This is a genomic window from Paenibacillus sp. CECT 9249, from assembly GCF_918697855.1.
Lineage (GTDB): Bacteria > Bacillota > Bacilli > Paenibacillales > Paenibacillaceae > MSJ-34.
Map to the genome: position 1 here is coordinate 103,922 of NZ_CAKKLI010000014.1, position 16,024 is coordinate 119,945.

17 protein-coding genes and 1 pseudogene are annotated in these 16,024 nt (G+C 50.2%); 12 read left to right on the forward strand and 6 right to left on the reverse strand.

Features of this window, described 5'->3' with window-relative positions; translation table 11 throughout:
- Positions 1-45 precede the first annotated feature (45 nt).
- The 5 genes from LQ229_RS12950 (at position 46) to LQ229_RS12970 (ending at position 4,454) form a co-directional block, all read left to right on the forward strand.
- The gene (locus tag LQ229_RS12950) at positions 46-897 is read left to right on the forward strand and encodes a DegV family protein (protein ID WP_216540006.1); all 852 of its coding nucleotides are present in this window, start codon (positions 46-48) and stop codon (positions 895-897) included.
- A 22-nt stretch (positions 898-919) separates the two neighbouring features.
- On the forward strand, positions 920-2,968 hold the full coding sequence (gene recG, locus LQ229_RS12955; protein ID WP_216540005.1) for an ATP-dependent DNA helicase RecG: 2,049 nt from the start codon (positions 920-922) through the stop codon (positions 2,966-2,968).
- Positions 2,969-3,030: 62 nt separating this feature from the next.
- Positions 3,031-3,318 (forward strand): stage VI sporulation protein F, encoded by a 288-nt coding sequence (locus tag LQ229_RS12960; protein WP_216540004.1) that lies wholly within the window; start codon positions 3,031-3,033, stop codon positions 3,316-3,318.
- 170 nt (positions 3,319-3,488) lie between these two features.
- Positions 3,489-4,070 (forward strand): TetR/AcrR family transcriptional regulator, encoded by a 582-nt coding sequence (locus LQ229_RS12965; RefSeq protein ID WP_230191937.1) that lies wholly within the window; start codon positions 3,489-3,491, stop codon positions 4,068-4,070.
- Between the two features lie 12 nt (positions 4,071-4,082).
- Positions 4,083-4,454: a DUF5367 family protein gene (locus LQ229_RS12970; RefSeq protein ID WP_216540002.1), complete on the forward strand. Its 372-nt coding sequence runs from the start codon at positions 4,083-4,085 to the stop codon at positions 4,452-4,454.
- 6 nt (positions 4,455-4,460) lie between these two features.
- On the opposite strand, the gene LQ229_RS12975 is transcribed toward LQ229_RS12970, so the two are convergent.
- On the reverse strand, positions 4,461-5,951 hold the full coding sequence (locus tag LQ229_RS12975; protein WP_230191938.1) for a UDP-N-acetylmuramoyl-L-alanyl-D-glutamate--2,6-diaminopimelate ligase: 1,491 nt from the start codon (positions 5,949-5,951) through the stop codon (positions 4,461-4,463).
- A gap of 185 nt (positions 5,952-6,136) precedes the next feature.
- Between LQ229_RS12975 and LQ229_RS12980 the strand changes: the two genes are divergently transcribed.
- Complete coding sequence (locus LQ229_RS12980; protein WP_230191939.1) at positions 6,137-7,408, forward strand: Nramp family divalent metal transporter; 1,272 nt, start codon at positions 6,137-6,139, stop codon at positions 7,406-7,408.
- A gap of 12 nt (positions 7,409-7,420) precedes the next feature.
- On the opposite strand, the gene LQ229_RS12985 is transcribed toward LQ229_RS12980, so the two are convergent.
- The 4 genes and pseudogenes from LQ229_RS12985 to LQ229_RS13000 all read right to left on the reverse strand — a co-directional run.
- Positions 7,421-7,894, reverse strand: coding sequence for a hypothetical protein (locus LQ229_RS12985; RefSeq protein ID WP_216539999.1), 474 nt, complete (start codon positions 7,892-7,894; stop codon positions 7,421-7,423).
- A complete protein-coding gene (locus LQ229_RS12990) occupies positions 7,891-9,150 on the reverse strand; it encodes a DNA polymerase IV (RefSeq protein ID WP_230191940.1) in 1,260 nt (419 codons plus the stop codon). Before LQ229_RS12990 ends, LQ229_RS12985 begins: the two co-directional genes overlap by 4 nt.
- Before the next feature lie 227 nt (positions 9,151-9,377).
- The gene (locus LQ229_RS12995) at positions 9,378-9,737 is read right to left on the reverse strand and encodes a hypothetical protein (RefSeq protein WP_216539997.1); all 360 of its coding nucleotides are present in this window, start codon (positions 9,735-9,737) and stop codon (positions 9,378-9,380) included.
- A gap of 168 nt (positions 9,738-9,905) precedes the next feature.
- A pseudogene (locus tag LQ229_RS13000) lies at positions 9,906-10,172 on the reverse strand (globin domain-containing protein); the annotation flags it as partial.
- 453 nt (positions 10,173-10,625) lie between these two features.
- On the opposite strand from LQ229_RS13000, the gene LQ229_RS13005 reads away from it, so the two are divergent.
- The 5 genes from LQ229_RS13005 to LQ229_RS13025 all read left to right on the forward strand — a co-directional run bounded on the left by LQ229_RS13005 (position 10,626) and on the right by LQ229_RS13025 (position 14,334).
- The gene (locus LQ229_RS13005) at positions 10,626-11,264 is read left to right on the forward strand and encodes a YitT family protein (protein ID WP_216539995.1); all 639 of its coding nucleotides are present in this window, start codon (positions 10,626-10,628) and stop codon (positions 11,262-11,264) included.
- A 185-nt stretch (positions 11,265-11,449) separates the two neighbouring features.
- Positions 11,450-12,580: a PRK06851 family protein gene (locus LQ229_RS13010; RefSeq protein ID WP_216539994.1), complete on the forward strand. Its 1,131-nt coding sequence runs from the start codon at positions 11,450-11,452 to the stop codon at positions 12,578-12,580.
- A 151-nt stretch (positions 12,581-12,731) separates the two neighbouring features.
- Complete coding sequence (locus LQ229_RS13015; protein ID WP_216539993.1) at positions 12,732-13,244, forward strand: acyl-CoA thioesterase; 513 nt, start codon at positions 12,732-12,734, stop codon at positions 13,242-13,244.
- A 282-nt stretch (positions 13,245-13,526) separates the two neighbouring features.
- Positions 13,527-13,865 carry a hypothetical protein gene (locus tag LQ229_RS13020; RefSeq protein ID WP_230191941.1) on the forward strand — a complete coding sequence of 113 codons (339 nt, stop codon included), beginning with the start codon at positions 13,527-13,529 and terminating at the stop codon, positions 13,863-13,865.
- 307 nt (positions 13,866-14,172) lie between these two features.
- Positions 14,173-14,334, forward strand: coding sequence for a hypothetical protein (locus LQ229_RS13025; protein WP_230191942.1), 162 nt, complete (start codon positions 14,173-14,175; stop codon positions 14,332-14,334).
- 135 nt (positions 14,335-14,469) lie between these two features.
- Here LQ229_RS13025 and LQ229_RS13030 read toward each other — a convergent pair whose 3' ends face one another.
- Positions 14,470-14,631: a hypothetical protein gene (locus tag LQ229_RS13030; RefSeq protein ID WP_216539990.1), complete on the reverse strand. Its 162-nt coding sequence runs from the start codon at positions 14,629-14,631 to the stop codon at positions 14,470-14,472.
- Positions 14,632-14,825: 194 nt separating this feature from the next.
- Between LQ229_RS13030 and LQ229_RS13035 the strand changes: the two genes are divergently transcribed.
- Positions 14,826-15,800 carry an HD domain-containing protein gene (locus tag LQ229_RS13035; RefSeq protein ID WP_230191943.1) on the forward strand — a complete coding sequence of 325 codons (975 nt, stop codon included), beginning with the start codon at positions 14,826-14,828 and terminating at the stop codon, positions 15,798-15,800.
- Positions 15,801-16,024: the final 224 nt, after the last annotated feature.

Sequence of the window (16,024 nt, forward strand, 5' to 3'; positions counted from 1 at the left end):
AGGGATTGCGCTGAACTTATTATATGAATAATGAGGAGGGACCGTATGGGGAAAATTCGAATCGTTACCGACAGTACGTCCGACATCCCGCGCGAGGTGCGGGAGAGGTGGGGCATCACCATGATCCCGCTGAAAGTTCATTTCGGCGAGGAGGAGTATTCGGACGCCGTTACGATCGAGCCCGCACAATTTTACGAAAAACTGCAGCAAGCGAGCAAATTGCCGACGACGTCTCAGCCTTCGCCCGTTGACTTTGTGGAAGTGTATGAGCGGCTTGGCGCTGAACCCGGCACGGAAATTATTTCGTTTCATCTCTCGGCGGCGCTAAGCGGCACATACCAATCGGCCGTCTTAGCCAAATCGATGTTGGAGGACAAGATCGACGTTACGATTATCGATTCAAAGTCCGCATCGTACGGATTTGGCATGTTGGTCGTGACTGCCGCCCGGTTGGCCGCGGAAGGGAAGAGCAAGGAAGAAATTTTGGAAGCGGTCGAAACGCTCCGCCAGCGCAGGAAACTATATTTTCTCGTCGATACGTTGGAATATTTGCAAAAAGGCGGACGTATCGGAAAAGCTTCGGCGATGCTCGGCACGATTCTAAATATTAAGCCGATTCTGTCGATTGACGATGAAGGCGAAGTCCATGCGGTCGAAAAGGTGCGCGGCCATAAAAAAGCGGTAGCGCGCATTATCGAGTTGTTAAAAGGCAATTTAGGGAGCATGAGGGTCAATATTACGATCGGATACGCGACCGATCGAAGCGAAGCCGAGGCGATGGAGGCGCAATTGCGCGAACATTTCGACGTTGCGGAAGTCGATTATACGCTGATCGGCTCCGTGATCGGCACACACGTAGGGCCCGGCGTTATAGCGGTGTTCATGAGTCCCGCCTAAAGCGAAGTAATGAGGGAATAAGATGGAACTACATAACATTTCGATTCGAAAAGTACATGGCGTGACAGCTCTGAAGGAACAAGAGCTTCACGCCTTCGGCATCTGTACGGTCGACGATCTGCTTGAATATTTCCCGTACCGTTACGAAGACTACCGCCTGCGGAATCTATCCGAGGTTAAGGATGGGGAGAAAATTACCGTGCTCGGAAAAATCGTAGGCGTGCCGGTGCTGCAGCGATACGGGCGAAATAAATCGCGTTTGAGCTGCAAAGTGATGATTGAGCAATGGATGGTGACGGCGACTTGGTTTAACCGCCATTTCCTGCGCGATCAGCTTACGGTCGGCAGGGAAATCGTCATGACAGGGAAATGGGAGCAGAAAAGGATGCAGTTAACCGTGGGCGAATCCGAATTTCCGGATCGCGGCGGAGGCCGCTCGGGCACGCTGCAGCCTGTCTATTCCGTCGGCGGCAAAATAACGCAGGCATGGATGCGCAAGACGATGACGCAAGCGTTGACGCAGTTCGGAGCGATGATCGAGGAAGTGCTTCCGCAGCCGCTCGTTGCTAAATACGGTTTTATGCCCCGGAAACAGGCGATTGCGCATATCCATCAGCCGCAGGATGCGGCGGAAGGCGGGCTGGCCCGCAAACGGATGGTATACGAGGAATTGTTTCTGTTTCAGCTGAAACTGCAAGCGTTCCGCGCTCTAACGCGCAACCGGATGGACGGAGCCGCGCAAGCGGTGGATAACGCAACGGTTCGTCAATTTACGCGCAGTTTGCCGTATGAATTGACGGACGCGCAGAAGCGGGCGGTTCTCGAAATTTTGAACGATATGCGCGCCCCATATTGCATGAACCGTCTGCTTCAAGGCGATGTAGGCTCGGGCAAAACTGCGGTGGCGGCGATCGCTTTGTATGCGACGGTAAAGGCCGGGTATCAAGGAGCGCTTATGGTGCCGACGGAAATATTGGCCGAGCAGCATAGCAGATCGCTGCAGCAAATGTTCGCGCCTCATGGCATCGAAGTCGGCCTGCTTACGGGCAGCTTGACGGAACGCAAACGGCGCGAATTGCTCGGCGCGCTGCAAATGGGCATCATCGATATCGTTGTCGGTACGCACGCGCTCATTCAGGAGGACGTGTTTTTCCGCCAATTGGGATTGGTCGTTACGGACGAGCAGCACCGGTTCGGCGTCAATCAGCGCAGCATATTGCGGAGGAAAGGGATGAATCCGGACGTGCTGACGATGACGGCGACGCCGATTCCGCGTACGCTCGCCATTACGGCGTTCGGGGATATGGACGTATCGACGCTGTCGGAGCGGCCGAAGGGACGCAAACCGATCATTACTTATTGGGTCAAGCACGATATGCTGGACCGGGTGCTCGGCTTTATTCGCAAGGAAGTCGATCAAGGCCGGCAAGCTTATATGATATGTCCGCTGATTGAGGAATCGGACAAGCTCGACGTGCAGAACGCCATCGATCTGCACGTGCAAATGCAGCAGGCGCTGCCGCAATACCGGATCGGCTTGCTGCACGGCCGGATGGCGGCGCAGGAGAAGGAGGAAGTGATGCGCATGTTCAGCGAAGGCAGCGTACATGTGCTTATCTCCACCACGGTCGTTGAAGTTGGAGTCGACGTGCCGAATGCGACGCTTATGATCGTCATGGATGCCGACCGGTTCGGCTTGTCGCAGCTTCATCAGCTGCGCGGACGTGTCGGCCGGGGCGAGCATCAATCGTATTGCGTGCTGATCGCCGATCCGAAATCGGAGGTAGGCCAGGAACGCATGCAGGTGATGACGGAGACGGACGACGGGTTCGAAGTGTCGCGCCGGGATTTGGAACTGCGCGGGCCGGGCGATTTTTTCGGTACGAAACAAAGCGGGTTGCCGGAATTTCGGCTTGCCGATATGGTGAGCGATTTTGCCGTACTGGAACAGGCCAGGGACGATGCGGCGGCGCTTGTGGCGGAAGAACGCTTCTGGACGGCTGCGGAATATGCGCCGCTGCGCCGTTTCTTGCAGCGCGAACAAATTTTCCAGGGCGATCTGTTGGATTGATCAATTAGCCAAGCTATGCGGCATATACTTGGAAAATAGGTCTTTTCCAGGAGGTGCTCGCGTTGAGCTATCATAAATACGGCATCGATCCGGCCTTGGTCGAGCGCGTGAAGCTGAAAATGAAAAATCCCGTCGTCAAAGACAGGATGAAGCAGTTAATGAACGGAGTGACGAAATACGATCTTCAGGATCGCGTCAAAGTCCGCAGGCTGCTGAAGACGGCTTGCGGCATTTTGCATGAAAGATTGACCAGTGTGCAGGAAGAACAAATCGTATCGTTCGTTATCGATCAAAAAATCGATCCGAATAATACGTTTCATCTGTTAAAGCTATGGGGCATGTTCAGGTAATGCGCCGGGGCATCGAACAAGCGTCTTCTTCGAGAGAGGCGCTTGTTTGCGTATTGGCGTTTTTTTGGGCGATTCCTTTCGGAAAAGACGTTGACTTGGAAACGGCAGATCGTTACAATGAACTTAAGTTAGTTAGTTGGATAACTTACATATGCGAGGGAGATGAACCTATGGCGAAACCGAATGTCGTTTCGAAAGCGGATTTGCTTGCTTCAGCCAAGCGTTGCATTGCAGAAGACGGAATCGGCAAGCTCACGCTCAAGGCGGTTGCCGAGGGAGCGGGCGTTACGCAAGGCACGGTATTTTATCACTTTCGTACGAAAGATCAGCTATTGTTCGAAATTGTCAAAGATTTATGCGAATCTTCATGGAACGATTTGAATAACCGGACCGTTTCGCTCGAGTGCAGGGAGGGGATCGGGCAAGCGCTGCAATCCGCCCGAAGCCGCTGCCAATACCGATCTTTTTACCATCAATTGTTTTATTCGCTTGTAGTCGCCGGTTTTCAGCAAGCCGATATTCGCAAACAACTCGGGACATTGCTTCGGATGGAAAACGACCGCCTCAGCCAATTGCTGGACGGCGCGGGACAGAGAACGGAAGAACTGCCGTCCGGGACGGCCGCGATTCTTATCAATGCGCTGATTGACGGTTTAGCGCTGCAAGCTCTGTTGAACGAGGATTTTCCCGTCGACGATGCGTACGATGCGGTCGAGCGGCTTTGCAACTTATGGTTTGACGCAAGCGAATAGGGAGGGATTGCAATGATTTTTTTTGCGATATTCGGTTTTTTGTTATGGCTGGCCGCTACGCTCGTTTTCAGGTTCGGCGGTTCGGTCTTGCTCGATCCCGGCAATATGACGTTGATTGTTGTCCTTTTTGCCGTCGTTCTGGCGATGCGGCCCGTCTTAATCGGGTTGTTCAAGTTGCGAAACGTTTCCCGCGGCGAACGTATGCATGCTGCCGTCTCGGTGGCTGTCCCCGGCATGCTGCTGGACATGTTCAGTATTGCTTGGTACCAAACGGTCTTTCCCGGGTTGACCGCGGAACAACTTCCGCTTCTGTGCGCATGGCTTTTCTGGGCGTACGCGATCATGATCCTCTCCGGCTTGCAACGGGGAAAAGGTCGGACGTAGCGTCTCCTATCTGCTTCGGCTTCTCTCCCGAATGAATTCCGCGGCCACTTCGGAGTCGTCGAATGGCAGCTTGTCCGTTTTAACGATTTGGACCGTCTCATGCCCTTTGCCGGCAATAATGACGCAATCCTGCGTCCCTGCCGCATGGATCGCGTGGCGAATCGCTTCCCTGCGGTCTGTAATGCGCAAACAGCGGTCGGCGAAAGGATTCGCGCCCAGCCCTCGCGCCATCTCGTCAATAATGCGATCCGGATCTTCGGAACGGGGATTGTCGGACGTTAGAATCGCGAGGTCGGACCATTGCGCGGCGATTTGCGACATCATGGGACGCTTCTCCCGATCGCGGTCGCCTTCGCAGCCGAAGACGCAAATCAGCTTGCCGCTCGTCAGTTCGCGCGCCGTTCTCAAAGCCTTTTCCAGCCCGTCGGGATTATGCGCGTAATCGACAATAACCGAAAAGTCTTGTCCGCTGCGTATCGGTTGGAACCGGCCCTTCACCCCCATAAACGACGCAAGGCCTGAGCGAATACGCTCGACGGGCACGCCTTCGATGAGGCAAACGGCAATCGCGGCCAGCGCGTTGTAAATATTAAACCAGCCGACAATGTTTAAACGGATCGGAAACGCGCCCCGAAACGTATTCGCCGTAAACGTCATCCCGTCCGGCATCGTTCGTATGTCGCTCGCCCATACGTCGGCGGGATGGCGGATTCCGTATGTGACGAGGGTCGCGGAAGTTTGTTCGGCGATATATTGTGCCGCGGGGTCGTCCGTATTTAATACGGCCGTCTTCGGCGGCGCCCCGAATTTATTGCCGAGTTGAGCGAACAAGAGCGCTTTCGTATGAAGATATCGATCCATCGTTCGGTGGTAATCCAAATGATCATGCGTTAAATTGGTGAATACCGCCGTTTTGAAATCGCAGCCTCTCACTCTGCCCATATCGATCGCTTGAGACGAAACTTCCACAACGGCGTATTCGGCCCCATGCTTTTTCATATCGTGCAAATAGCGCTGCAACTCCAACGATTCGGGCGTCGTATTTACCGTTTTCTCCTGATGCTCGCCAATACGCATGTACATTGTACCGATTAAGCCGGTTTTTTGGCCGTAACGGTTCAGGATCGTTTCGATCATATGGGTTGTCGTGGTCTTGCCGTTTGTGCCGGTCACGCCGATCAGCTTCAAACGATGGGAAGGATGCCCGTAAAATGCGTCGGCCATAACGGCGAGAGCCCGCCGGGTGTCGCGCACTTGTACGATCGTTATCGGATCGGACAATCCGGCCATTTCCCGGTCGGTCATCAAGGCAACGGCTCCATTCGCTATCGCTTCGGCCGCGAATCGATGGCCGTCGACCGTCAAGCCGGGAATGCAGACGAACAGATCTCCCTGCTTCACCTGTCGGGAATCGACGACGATGCGGTTAATCTCAATATGCGGGTCGCCGGAAATTCGTGTCGTGACGAGTCCGATCAATAACGAAGATAACTTCATGCCAATCCCCTGACTTTGCGAATTTTTCACTTTATTTTTTGACAATCGGAGCCATTTTATCCGAATCGTTTTGCAAGAGACTTTGGGTTTGCGCTTTTCACAGTCGATTGATAAGGGACCCCTGATTCGGGCAAGCTAAATTAAGTTTTCTTCCTATCCATCTTAATTATGGAGGACGGATGACATTGAAGAACCGAACCCCGACCCAAAAAACCTCCCGGAAAGCACAGGCGGCGCTGCAAGGGAAGCTGTCAGGCGTAAAAAAAATTTTCCCGTTCCTGGGCCCGGCATTCATAGCGGCTGTTGCCTATATTGATCCCGGCAACTTTGCAACAAACATTACAGCGGGGTCGAAATACGGATATCTTTTGCTGTGGGTCATTGTCGTCTCCAATTTAATGGCGGTACTCATTCAATCCCTGTCGGCTAAGCTGGGCATCGCAACAAGGAAAAATTTGCCCGAGGTAGCACGAGAACGAATACCTAAATTCGTTTCCGTTCTTTTATGGATTCAAAGCGAACTTGTCATTATTGCAACGGATTTGGCGGAATTTATAGGGGCTGCGTTAGGATTATATTTATTATTTCATATTCAGATGGTTCCGGCTGCCGCGATTACAGCTGTCGGATCATTTGCCATATTGGAGTTTCAGCGGCGGGGATACCGTACTTTTGAGGCCGTCATCGGCTCCATGGTTTTTATTGTCGTATTGGCGTTTGCGGTCCAAATCTTTTTGGTGAAACCCGATTTTGCCGCTGTGACCAAAAGTATATTTACGCCAAGGTTTCAAGGGACGGATAGCATTCTGCTCGCTGCCGGCATATTGGGCGCGACGGTGATGCCGCATGCCATTTACCTGCATTCTTCGCTTACCCAAAATCGGGTCGTCGGAAAGAACGAGAAAGAAAAAAAGCAAATTTTCAAATTTGAGCTTATCGATATTATTATAGCAATGGTCGTCGCGGGGGCGATCAATATGAGCATGCTGGTCGTGTCGGCGGCATTGTTTCATAAATACGGCTTGTTTATAGAAGATTTAAGTATTGCTTTCGACGAATTTCATAAGTATGTCGGACCGACTGCTTCGATTTCATTCGCTCTCGGTTTGCTTATAGCGGGATTATCAAGTTCCGCCGTCGGTACATTGTCGGGCGATATCGTCATGCAAGGGTTTATTAACAAACGAATCCATTTATATATCCGAAGAGCGATTACGATGATTCCGCCGCTGCTAATCATTATTTCAGGCGTCAATCCGACGAATGCGCTAGTGATAAGCCAAGTCGTGCTTTCATTTGGAATTGCTTTTGCGCTGGTACCGCTCATTATGTTTACAAGCAATAGGAATATTATGGGGGGATTAGTGAATCGCCGCTTGACAACGATATTGGCTTGGATCATCGCTTTTTTAGTCGTCCTATTGAACATATTTCTTTTATTTGAAACATTGTTTTAATGGCAGTAACGATTATTCGTTTGCACTCATTCGGCCGGCCAATTCTTTCACATATTTGGACAATCGAATGCTGATTTCCGAACGCATAACATCCCGAACCATTCCAAAGCGTTCCTCGTATCCTCTGCAAATAAAACGGTGATATATTACCATATCCGCTTGCTCGTCATTCATGATTTTAATATTACGCCTTGACAATTCGCGGCGCAGTCTGTACAAATCCGCACTTATTCGGTTCATTAATACCCGGCCTGCGGTCAAATAAAGCTGCTTTAGAAGATTGGAACGGTTCTCTATGTCTTCGATGCTCTTTTGTACCATGCTTAACATGTACGGAAGCAGGATACAGTCCCGGATCATGATCAACTCGTCCTCCGTAGGCCGTTTCCGGGAGTTCTTTGCGTCGTGGCGATGTTCGTATTGTTCTTGATGCTCGGTAAGCAGCATTTTGGACTTCCACCGTTCGTTGCCGTCCAGTTTGCTCATTTGTAATGGCCTCCAATCTGTTCCGCCCGCTCGCGGGCTACTCCGGACTGTAGTAACGACGATGCCCTCATAATAGCGGCGCTGCCGTATTTATCCTTAATCTCATCCGTTACTCTTTCCAGGCGGTATGCCTTGATTCGGTCGTCGAAAAAAGTAAGCTGAATAACGTTATCGTCTGTCAACTCGGTCAATGCAACATAGAGATGGCTAACGGGCATGCCGCTCCAATGTTTACGGAAAATTCCGAGAGCCGCCGATGCGACTTCATGTGAAAGGGAGGTAGGATGAGGAATCGTTACCTGTCTATGAAACGAGGCCGAACGTTGGCCATCCGTTTCCGCCGCTCCGACGGACACGACCCGCCCGATATAACCCAGCCTTCTGCTGCGGCGGCAAACCTCCACCACCAATTCCAGCAGCACAACCTCAATATCTTCCATCTTCCGATAAAGGCTGTTTCTGAGCGCCTTGCCGTGGCTAACCGATTTTAATTGATTGCGAATGCTTGCCACGACAGGGCTGGGGTCTATTCCACGCGCCGTCTGCCAATAATATTCCGCCTGTATATCGCTTTGTTTACCCATCTCCTGCCGCATGCGCCTTTTAAAATCATTCAGTTCCAGACGTGCAATGTCGCCGATCGTGCAAAGACCCATGCGCGTAAAATGCCGAGTCATTCGGGAAGCGACCATAAACATTCGATGCACCGGCAACGGCCATAATACGGATTCCAAATTGTCGAAGCCAAGTTTAAAGATGCCTTTGGACGTCTTTTTGGCAAAATTGTCGGTAGCCATTTTGGCCAACACTTTCGTTGGTCCAATTCCGCAACGCGTCCAAACTCCCGTCGATAGCAGGACATGCGTTTGGATCTCGCGGGCAATCTCCTCCGGCGCCCCGAAATAACCGATAGAACCTGTAATATCAAGAAACTGTTCGTCAATGGAATAAGGTTCGACCTGGTCCGTAAAGGACTCGAAGATCTCGGTAAGAAGCAAGGATATGGTGATATAAGTTTGCATTCGGGGCCGTATGACGATCAAATCGGAACATTTCGCAAGCGCCTCGCCCACTCTTTCGGCCGTTGTTACGCCGCGTGATTTGGCCACCGGGCAAGCGGCCAGAATGATTCCGGATTTTCTGGAAGGGTCGCCTACGGCTACCGGCTTGTTTTTTAAGTCCGGCCGGCCCGCCTTTTCAATCGAGGCATAGAATGATTGTCCGTCAATTAACATAATGGTTCGCTCTTGATGCATGGCAATTCACTCCTATAATCGATTCGGAGAAGTGCTAACAAAGTCGGTACACGCCGCCCAATACGAACGTGTATTCTTATTATATACAGAATGTACGTTCGTAATGCAATGGGAATAATTAGAATGTAAAAATCGCCAAGATACTCCTAAATCTACAGCAAATAAGTTATCGATAAAGCAGCAAAAAGAAGAAGGCAGGGGAAGCGAGCGAGGTTTTGTCAAAAATTTCAATTCTGAAGATACCGGGTAAGCCCCCTTTCGATGTCGGACTTCACGACACTCCACAGCATGGACAATTTGCGGTGGTATCCGCGGCAAAGATAAAGGGCTTCGATGCCATTTGCCGTTCGATTCTCCTCATATACGCGAATGCCGCGCGTCTTCAGCCTGTTTCTGATTCGTACCAAATCTTTGTGGGTTTGATCTTGCACCTGGCGCAGATGGTTAATATAGACTTCGGGCATCTTTAAACGGACGGTTCCAAGAACGTTAATATCCCGCTCCAGTACATCGAGCAAGATCGGGAGCAGCACGTATTGTTTGACGAGCAGGAAATCTTCTTCCGTTTGCTGGGGAACGGTTTTCATGCGAACACTTCCTTAACGGTTGTATAATTTATTCCAATAATCAAACATATGTTCCTGTTATGATTATATTCAGAATAGCGAATACGGATTCTCATTTCAAGCGGAATTTTCGCGATTTGCAAAAAATAAACCAACACCCCGTCCGCGAGCGCGGGGGCAGGGTGTTGGGAGCGCACGGTGCTTATGCGCAATTTGCTCGACCGTCGGCATGATCGCATGCAGCCGATCGATGTGGGCCGCGGCGGCATATACCGCATTCGCCAGCGCCGCCTGCTGTTTGCCTTGCCGTTGGTTGGCGTGATTGAATATATTTAAAAGTTCGGGGTAGTTCGCAAATAAGAGCTTGTAAAATGTTTCCGTAATAGCCCGGCCGTTCGTCTCCAACACCGGTACAGTCGATTTAATGATATCGTTCGTTGATTCAACATCGTTCATCCCTCTTTTTCCATCGTATAATGTGTTGCATCCCTTGGCATATCGCCATGAGTCCCAGTATAGTACCGGTAAAGGGAGTGAATTGTGATCTAAGTCACAGAAAAAACGGCCGAAAGGTGAACGTTTCCGATACAAAAACCGCCTTTATTAGACAAAATATTCTGAAAATTCTTTCTTCTTAAACGATGCATGTTGTGGTATAATAAATGTATCATTTCAAAAAAAGAAAGGATCAGGATACCATGTGTCCCCGAAGGACGAATTCCCAAAGGACAGTCTGGAAACGTTATGATCTCTCCTACACTTAGCTTCGTCATTGGTTGATATGTCGGCTTGCCAACAACCAATTACGAAAGAAGAGTGTGATGATGCGAAGGATGAAGTCCTCGAAGTTTCTTCACGTGGTTGGTTGTACGTTTGAAACGAAACCAACGACGATAAGAGGGAACTTATATGAGGAGAAAAGAAGAACGGATTCAACAGGGTAAACAAATTGCTGTCATTTTAATCGGTACGTTTATTTTGGCTTTTAGTTACTATCACATCAATTTTCAGAATAATTTGGCGGAAGGAAGCTTTGTCGGTTTGGCATTGCTGGGCAAGTACGCGTTTGACTGGTCGCCTGCGATTACGATGCTGATGCTCGATATTCCGATCATTGTCGCTGCGATGTTTGTGAAAGGGCGCAATTTTTTGCTCAATACGGTAATTGCCGCAGCCTCGCTGTCCATATTTTACGATTTGTTCGAGCGCTTCTCGCCTTTGGTCATGGACTTTCGCCATAATATGCTCATCGCGGCGATATTGTCGGGCGTAACGACCGGATTCGGAGCCGGGATCGTGCTTCGCTTCGGCGGAGCGACGGGCGGCGACGACATCTTGGCTTTATTTCTGAGCAAGTGGACCGGAATTTCAATCGGAACGATGTTCATATTGTTTGACGTGATCGTATTATTGCTGTCGCTTGTTTATTTGCCGATCGCCGAAACATTGTATACGATTCTTGCGGTCAGCATCGCAGGGAAAATGATTACATGGACCGTTCACTACGGCGTGAAAGGAAAGATTGCATTGCCGGTTAGGAACGGGTAAGAAAGCAGGGAGATAAGGCGTTGGACATTTTTTTGACAAAAGAATTAGAATAAGAAAGCGCACGGATCGGCAACGATTTGATGCGCTTTTTTTTGTTTCCGCCCGCTTCCGCTGGGCAAACACACCTATTTGACGCTCGCATATGATACAATGGATAGTTGCAGACAGAAAGGAGAGGTTCGAATATGTTCGGCACAACGAGACATTTTTTTGCGGAAGGGAATACGGCGCGGGGTTTGCACAGCTTGTACGAATCGGCTTTTCGGGGGCTGCGGCATGTCATTGTGCTGCAAGGAGAACCGGGAACGGGGAAATCTTCGCTCATTCGCCGTATCGCAGAGGATATGTCGGGTCGAGGGCAACGCTTGGAACTGTTCCATAGCCCGCGGGATCCGGAAACGCTGGACGGGTTGATCGCGGCCGATTTGCGGATCGGCGTCGTCGACGGCTCTGCCTTTGCCGATGCGAAGACGGCGCTGCCGGGGACGGCCGTGCAAACTTTCGATTTCGGAGAAGCCGTAGACGCGGGGCGATTGGCCGACCGCCGGGAGGAAATTGCAAATTTGCTGGAGCGAATCGGTACGGAGCATCGTGAGGCGTACGAATGCTTTCAGCGCGCTTTGCGCATCCATGACGAATGGGAACAGATTTATATCGGGAACATGTCGTTCGAGAAGGCGGATCGGGTCGTAGAGGAGCTTATGGCCGAATTATTCGGCGATAGCGGCCAAGGGACGAACGAAGCAGGCGGCATAAGGCATTTATTCCTTGGAGCGGCGACGCCCCAGGGAGCTGTCGATTATGTGCCCAACATTACGGAGGGGGCGAGCAAGCGAATTTTTATCAAGGGACGTCCGGGTTCCGGCAAGTCGACAATGCTGAAAAAGCTGGCCGCCGAAGCCGAGAAACGCCGCTTTCACGTGGAAATGTTCCATTGCGGCTTCGACCCGAACAGTATCGATATGGTGATCGTCCCGGAGCTCGGGACGGCGATTTTCGACAGTACAGCTCCTCATGAGCACAATCCGAGCAGGGAAGGCGACGAAATCCTCGATATGTACGAGCGGACGATGGAACCGGGAACCGACGAACGGTATAGGGAGCAGTTGGCGCGGGTGAAGTCGGACTATTCGGCTGCCATGAAGCAGGCGACGGCCTGCTTGGCTGCCGCCTATTCGCTGCGTCTTCGGCTGCGGGCCGTTTACGCGACCGCAACCGATTATACGGTGGTAGACTGTATAGGCGGGCAAGTGCTTAAGGAAATGGAACGGTTGGCGGGCACGGCTTATAACGAAAGCGCGGGCGTATCCGGTTAGGCTGTAAGCATCTCTTGCGGCACCCTGAGAGGTGCCGTATTTTTATGGAGATATGATGGCAAACTAGGAACAAATATCAAAAACGAAATGGTTTGATGAGTCTCCCGTTTGAAGAAAAGAAACCGCGACGAAAGAGGCGTAACAAGCAAGCATGGACGGCGTTTATATCAAAGAGACGAGATGTTTTAAGACATCAAGAGTGTTTCCCTTGGACGTCAACAATCATGAAACGATGTTCGGGGGCAAATTAATGTCCTATATCGACGACATCGCTTCCATATCCGCTTCCAAACTGTGTCGTGTCACTGCGGTAACGGCTTCTACCGATTCGGTCGATTTTCTCTATCCGATTCGTCCCACCGATTCCGTTTCTTTGGAATCGTTCGTCACCTGGACGGGAAGAACTTCGATGGAAGTGTTCGTGAAAGTCATTACGGAAGATTTACGAACCGGAGAGCGGAAAATAGCGGCCACCTCTTTTTTGACGTTCGTGGGGCTCGACGAGCATAACAAAGCCGTGCCGGTGCCGAAGGTCATTCCCGAAACGGAAGAGGAGCATAAAATGCACGAAACCGCGCCGCAACGGGCGGAAATGCGGAAAATCAGAAGAGAAGAAAGCAAAAAATTCGCCGACTATCTGCTCACGAAATATCCATGGGAATAACAAGGGACGTCAGAACAAAGAATGGAGTACGAACATGTCCGCTAAGCGGGCATGTTTTTTTTTGTTCATTTGCCTGCAAGACAGAGTCAGTCCTAATGTAAATATTTACCTTTTAATTTAATTAAACTTTAATGTTCATTTAATGCTGCTTTCAGACTCGGTCTGTACAGTACAAACTAACACAAAAAAAGGAGGGATTAACATGTGATCCCATAAGAGAACTCGAAGCTTTGTTCAAAGAGATACCTAAAATGAAAACGTCTATATATGGAGGGATAGGAAATGAAATGGAATAAAAAAAATGTATTGGTTCTTTTGGCGCTTGCAGTGATGTTGGTGGCGGCAGGATGTTCGGGCAGTGCGGATCCCGGGTCCGTAGACGATACGAATTCGGGCGTGGAACAAGGCGATACGACAACGGACGGCATGACTGACGTTCCGGAAGGCGGCACGGAGGATACGGGGGGCATGACCGATACAGGTGACACGGGAGAGGCTCCAACGGATTCCAATGTGGAGGACCCGGCGGCGGATAGCGGAGATGCGCCGGCGAATGACGAGGATGCGGCAACGGATGCTCCTGCGGAATCGTCCGACGATATGCCGGCGGATGGGCAATGATAAGAGGTTGTTCAAAAAGTCCACTTTTGATCACGAAGAGTATATTGGGAGCGGAATCGACATCGAATCTTGCATTCACCCTCGAAGTCCGGTGCTCATGTAGGTTTTGCCTACACTCCGCTCCTCCTTCTTCGGGTTCTCGCAACCTTCTCGGTGCTGAAAAGTCGACTTTTAGAACACGCACTATAAGAATGGCAATAACATAATTTAATCTAATTTTAATATAGGCGTAATTTTGTTTTAATGTTGCGCCGGTATACTGTAACTATGTAATCGTGAAAAAGAGTAATCTAGGGGAAGGATAGTTATGAAACCGGATAAAATAACCGTATCACTCTTGTCGTGCGCCGTGTTGCTCGCAGCGATCCATCATTCCGCCAAAGCCCGGACGAATGAACATTCGGACGCTTGCGGCGAACCGCCGGCTTCCGAGACAACCTTATCGCAAGTTGGTAAGAAAACGGAATAAATCCGGTGTTTTCAGACCGTCCCCTTTCCAAATATATTGCTTTCGGCGATTAACCGAGCCGGTTAGCGTCATGAAGAGCCCAAGAGAATCCTTGGGCTCTTCGCTGTCTTTGCTTACTTAGGAGCCACGTCTGCGCTAAAGTTTTAAAATATCGATAAAATTTAATGCCGCAATAGCGATGGAAATGTGGAACAGCATCTCAAACCATGATTTCCTCGTAATCGTTTGATAGGCGACATAGACCGAACGAATGACGATAACGATGAGAGCAAGCTGGAACAAAAGATGGAATACCATACGTTTCCCTCCTTTTGCGGGCGTTGATAGAGCGCCCTTTTAATATAATTCCTTAAAGTATTGTATTCTTCAACGATAAAAAGGACAGGGCATCGATCATAAATTGTTGCAATAAAGGCTGTCAATCGCATGATATAATGGATAGGAGCATGGATGCCGGTCGATTTAATTTTTTGAAATGGGAGAGGAATACAATGAGTTTAATTAAAACGTTTGCCGACGGGGACGAAATAACGGGATTTTATTTGCTGAAAAGCGCTGCGGTCAAGCAGACGAACGGCACGCCGCCGAAGGATTATTTCGATCTGATCCTGGCCGATCGAAGCGGGGAAATTTCCGCTAAATTCTGGGATGCGGCGCCGGCCGACAAGGAGACCTATTTCGCGCCGATGTTGGTGAAGGTAAAAGGTATTGTTCATACATATAGGGAAAAGCTGCAATTCAAAGTCGTCCGGATGAGGCCGGCCACCGATGAAGACGGCTATTCGCTGACGGAATTTATCCGGTCGGCCCCGGTCCAGCCTGTCGATTTGGTAGGCGTTATGAAAAGGACCGCGGCAAGCCTTACGGATGAAGACATGAGAACGATTGTCCAGTACGTTATCGCCAAAGTCGAGGATAAGCTGATGCATTATCCGGCCGGAAAAGGGATGCATCACGCTTTTTATGCGGGACTCGCGTACCATATTGTCAGAATGCTTGAGTTAGGGGAATTCGTAGCGAAGCAACGCCCGTTTCTTAACCGGGATTTGCTGCTGGCGGGCATCCTCATTCACGATATCGCGAAAACGGAAGAGATGGACGCCGAACTTGGGATCGTGAAGGATTACAGCTTCACGGGCAAATTGCTCGGGCATATTTCATTGGCCGCCAATTGGACTGTGGAAGCGGCGATTGCAAGCGGCATCGATACGAATTCCGAAACGGTCGTTCTCTTGCAGCATCTCATTTTATCGCATCACAATTTGGGGGAATGGGGGAGTCCGGTGCAGCCGCAGATTCCCGAAGCGGTAGCGCTGCATTACATCGATCAGTTGGACGCGAAGTTGCAGGCGGTGGAAGATGCGGTGGATACTTTGCCGGACACGGAACAATGGACCGCACCGCTGCGAATTATTGAGAATAAGCAGATTTATCGTGCAAAAATAAAGCAAAATGCGCCTGTTTGAATAGGTTGTTCAAAAAGTCATCTTTTGATCACGTAGCGTTTTTGTGCGATGAAAAATGTTTTCCTTATGCCAAACAAAGTTGGCTGCTTATAATAAATAACTCAACTTTCGCACCTAGAAAATCAATGTAAAACCAGTTGTAGAACGGTCTTACGGTCTGTTGAATAGCCAGCTTGCCAAAATAGAAAAACACCACTTCGTTTGGTAAAGTGAGAGTGTCAAGC

Excerpts from the sequence above, each read along its gene's own strand:
- LQ229_RS13010 (WP_216539994.1), top strand. The coding sequence starts at position 11,450 with ATGTTCGGCACAACGAGACATTTTTTTGCGGAAGGGAATACGGCGCGG.
- LQ229_RS12950 (WP_216540006.1), top strand. The coding sequence starts at position 46 with ATGGGGAAAATTCGAATCGTTACCGACAGTACGTCCGACATCCCGCGC.
- LQ229_RS13005 (WP_216539995.1), top strand. The coding sequence starts at position 10,626 with ATGAGGAGAAAAGAAGAACGGATTCAACAGGGTAAACAAATTGCTGTC.
- LQ229_RS12995 (WP_216539997.1), bottom strand. The coding sequence starts at position 9,737 with ATGAAAACCGTTCCCCAGCAAACGGAAGAAGATTTCCTGCTCGTCAAA.
- LQ229_RS13030 (WP_216539990.1), bottom strand. The coding sequence starts at position 14,631 with ATGGTATTCCATCTTTTGTTCCAGCTTGCTCTCATCGTTATCGTCATT.
- LQ229_RS13025 (WP_230191942.1), top strand. The coding sequence starts at position 14,173 with ATGAAACCGGATAAAATAACCGTATCACTCTTGTCGTGCGCCGTGTTG.
- LQ229_RS12970 (WP_216540002.1), top strand. The coding sequence starts at position 4,083 with ATGATTTTTTTTGCGATATTCGGTTTTTTGTTATGGCTGGCCGCTACG.
- LQ229_RS12975 (WP_230191938.1), bottom strand. The coding sequence starts at position 5,951 with ATGAAGTTATCTTCGTTATTGATCGGACTCGTCACGACACGAATTTCC.
- LQ229_RS13015 (WP_216539993.1), top strand. The coding sequence starts at position 12,732 with ATGGACGGCGTTTATATCAAAGAGACGAGATGTTTTAAGACATCAAGA.
- LQ229_RS12990 (WP_230191940.1), bottom strand. The coding sequence starts at position 9,150 with ATGCATCAAGAGCGAACCATTATGTTAATTGACGGACAATCATTCTAT.
- LQ229_RS12985 (WP_216539999.1), bottom strand. The coding sequence starts at position 7,894 with ATGAGCAAACTGGACGGCAACGAACGGTGGAAGTCCAAAATGCTGCTT.
- LQ229_RS13035 (WP_230191943.1), top strand. The coding sequence starts at position 14,826 with ATGAGTTTAATTAAAACGTTTGCCGACGGGGACGAAATAACGGGATTT.
- LQ229_RS13020 (WP_230191941.1), top strand. The coding sequence starts at position 13,527 with ATGAAATGGAATAAAAAAAATGTATTGGTTCTTTTGGCGCTTGCAGTG.
- recG (WP_216540005.1), top strand. The coding sequence starts at position 920 with ATGGAACTACATAACATTTCGATTCGAAAAGTACATGGCGTGACAGCT.
- LQ229_RS12965 (WP_230191937.1), top strand. The coding sequence starts at position 3,489 with ATGGCGAAACCGAATGTCGTTTCGAAAGCGGATTTGCTTGCTTCAGCC.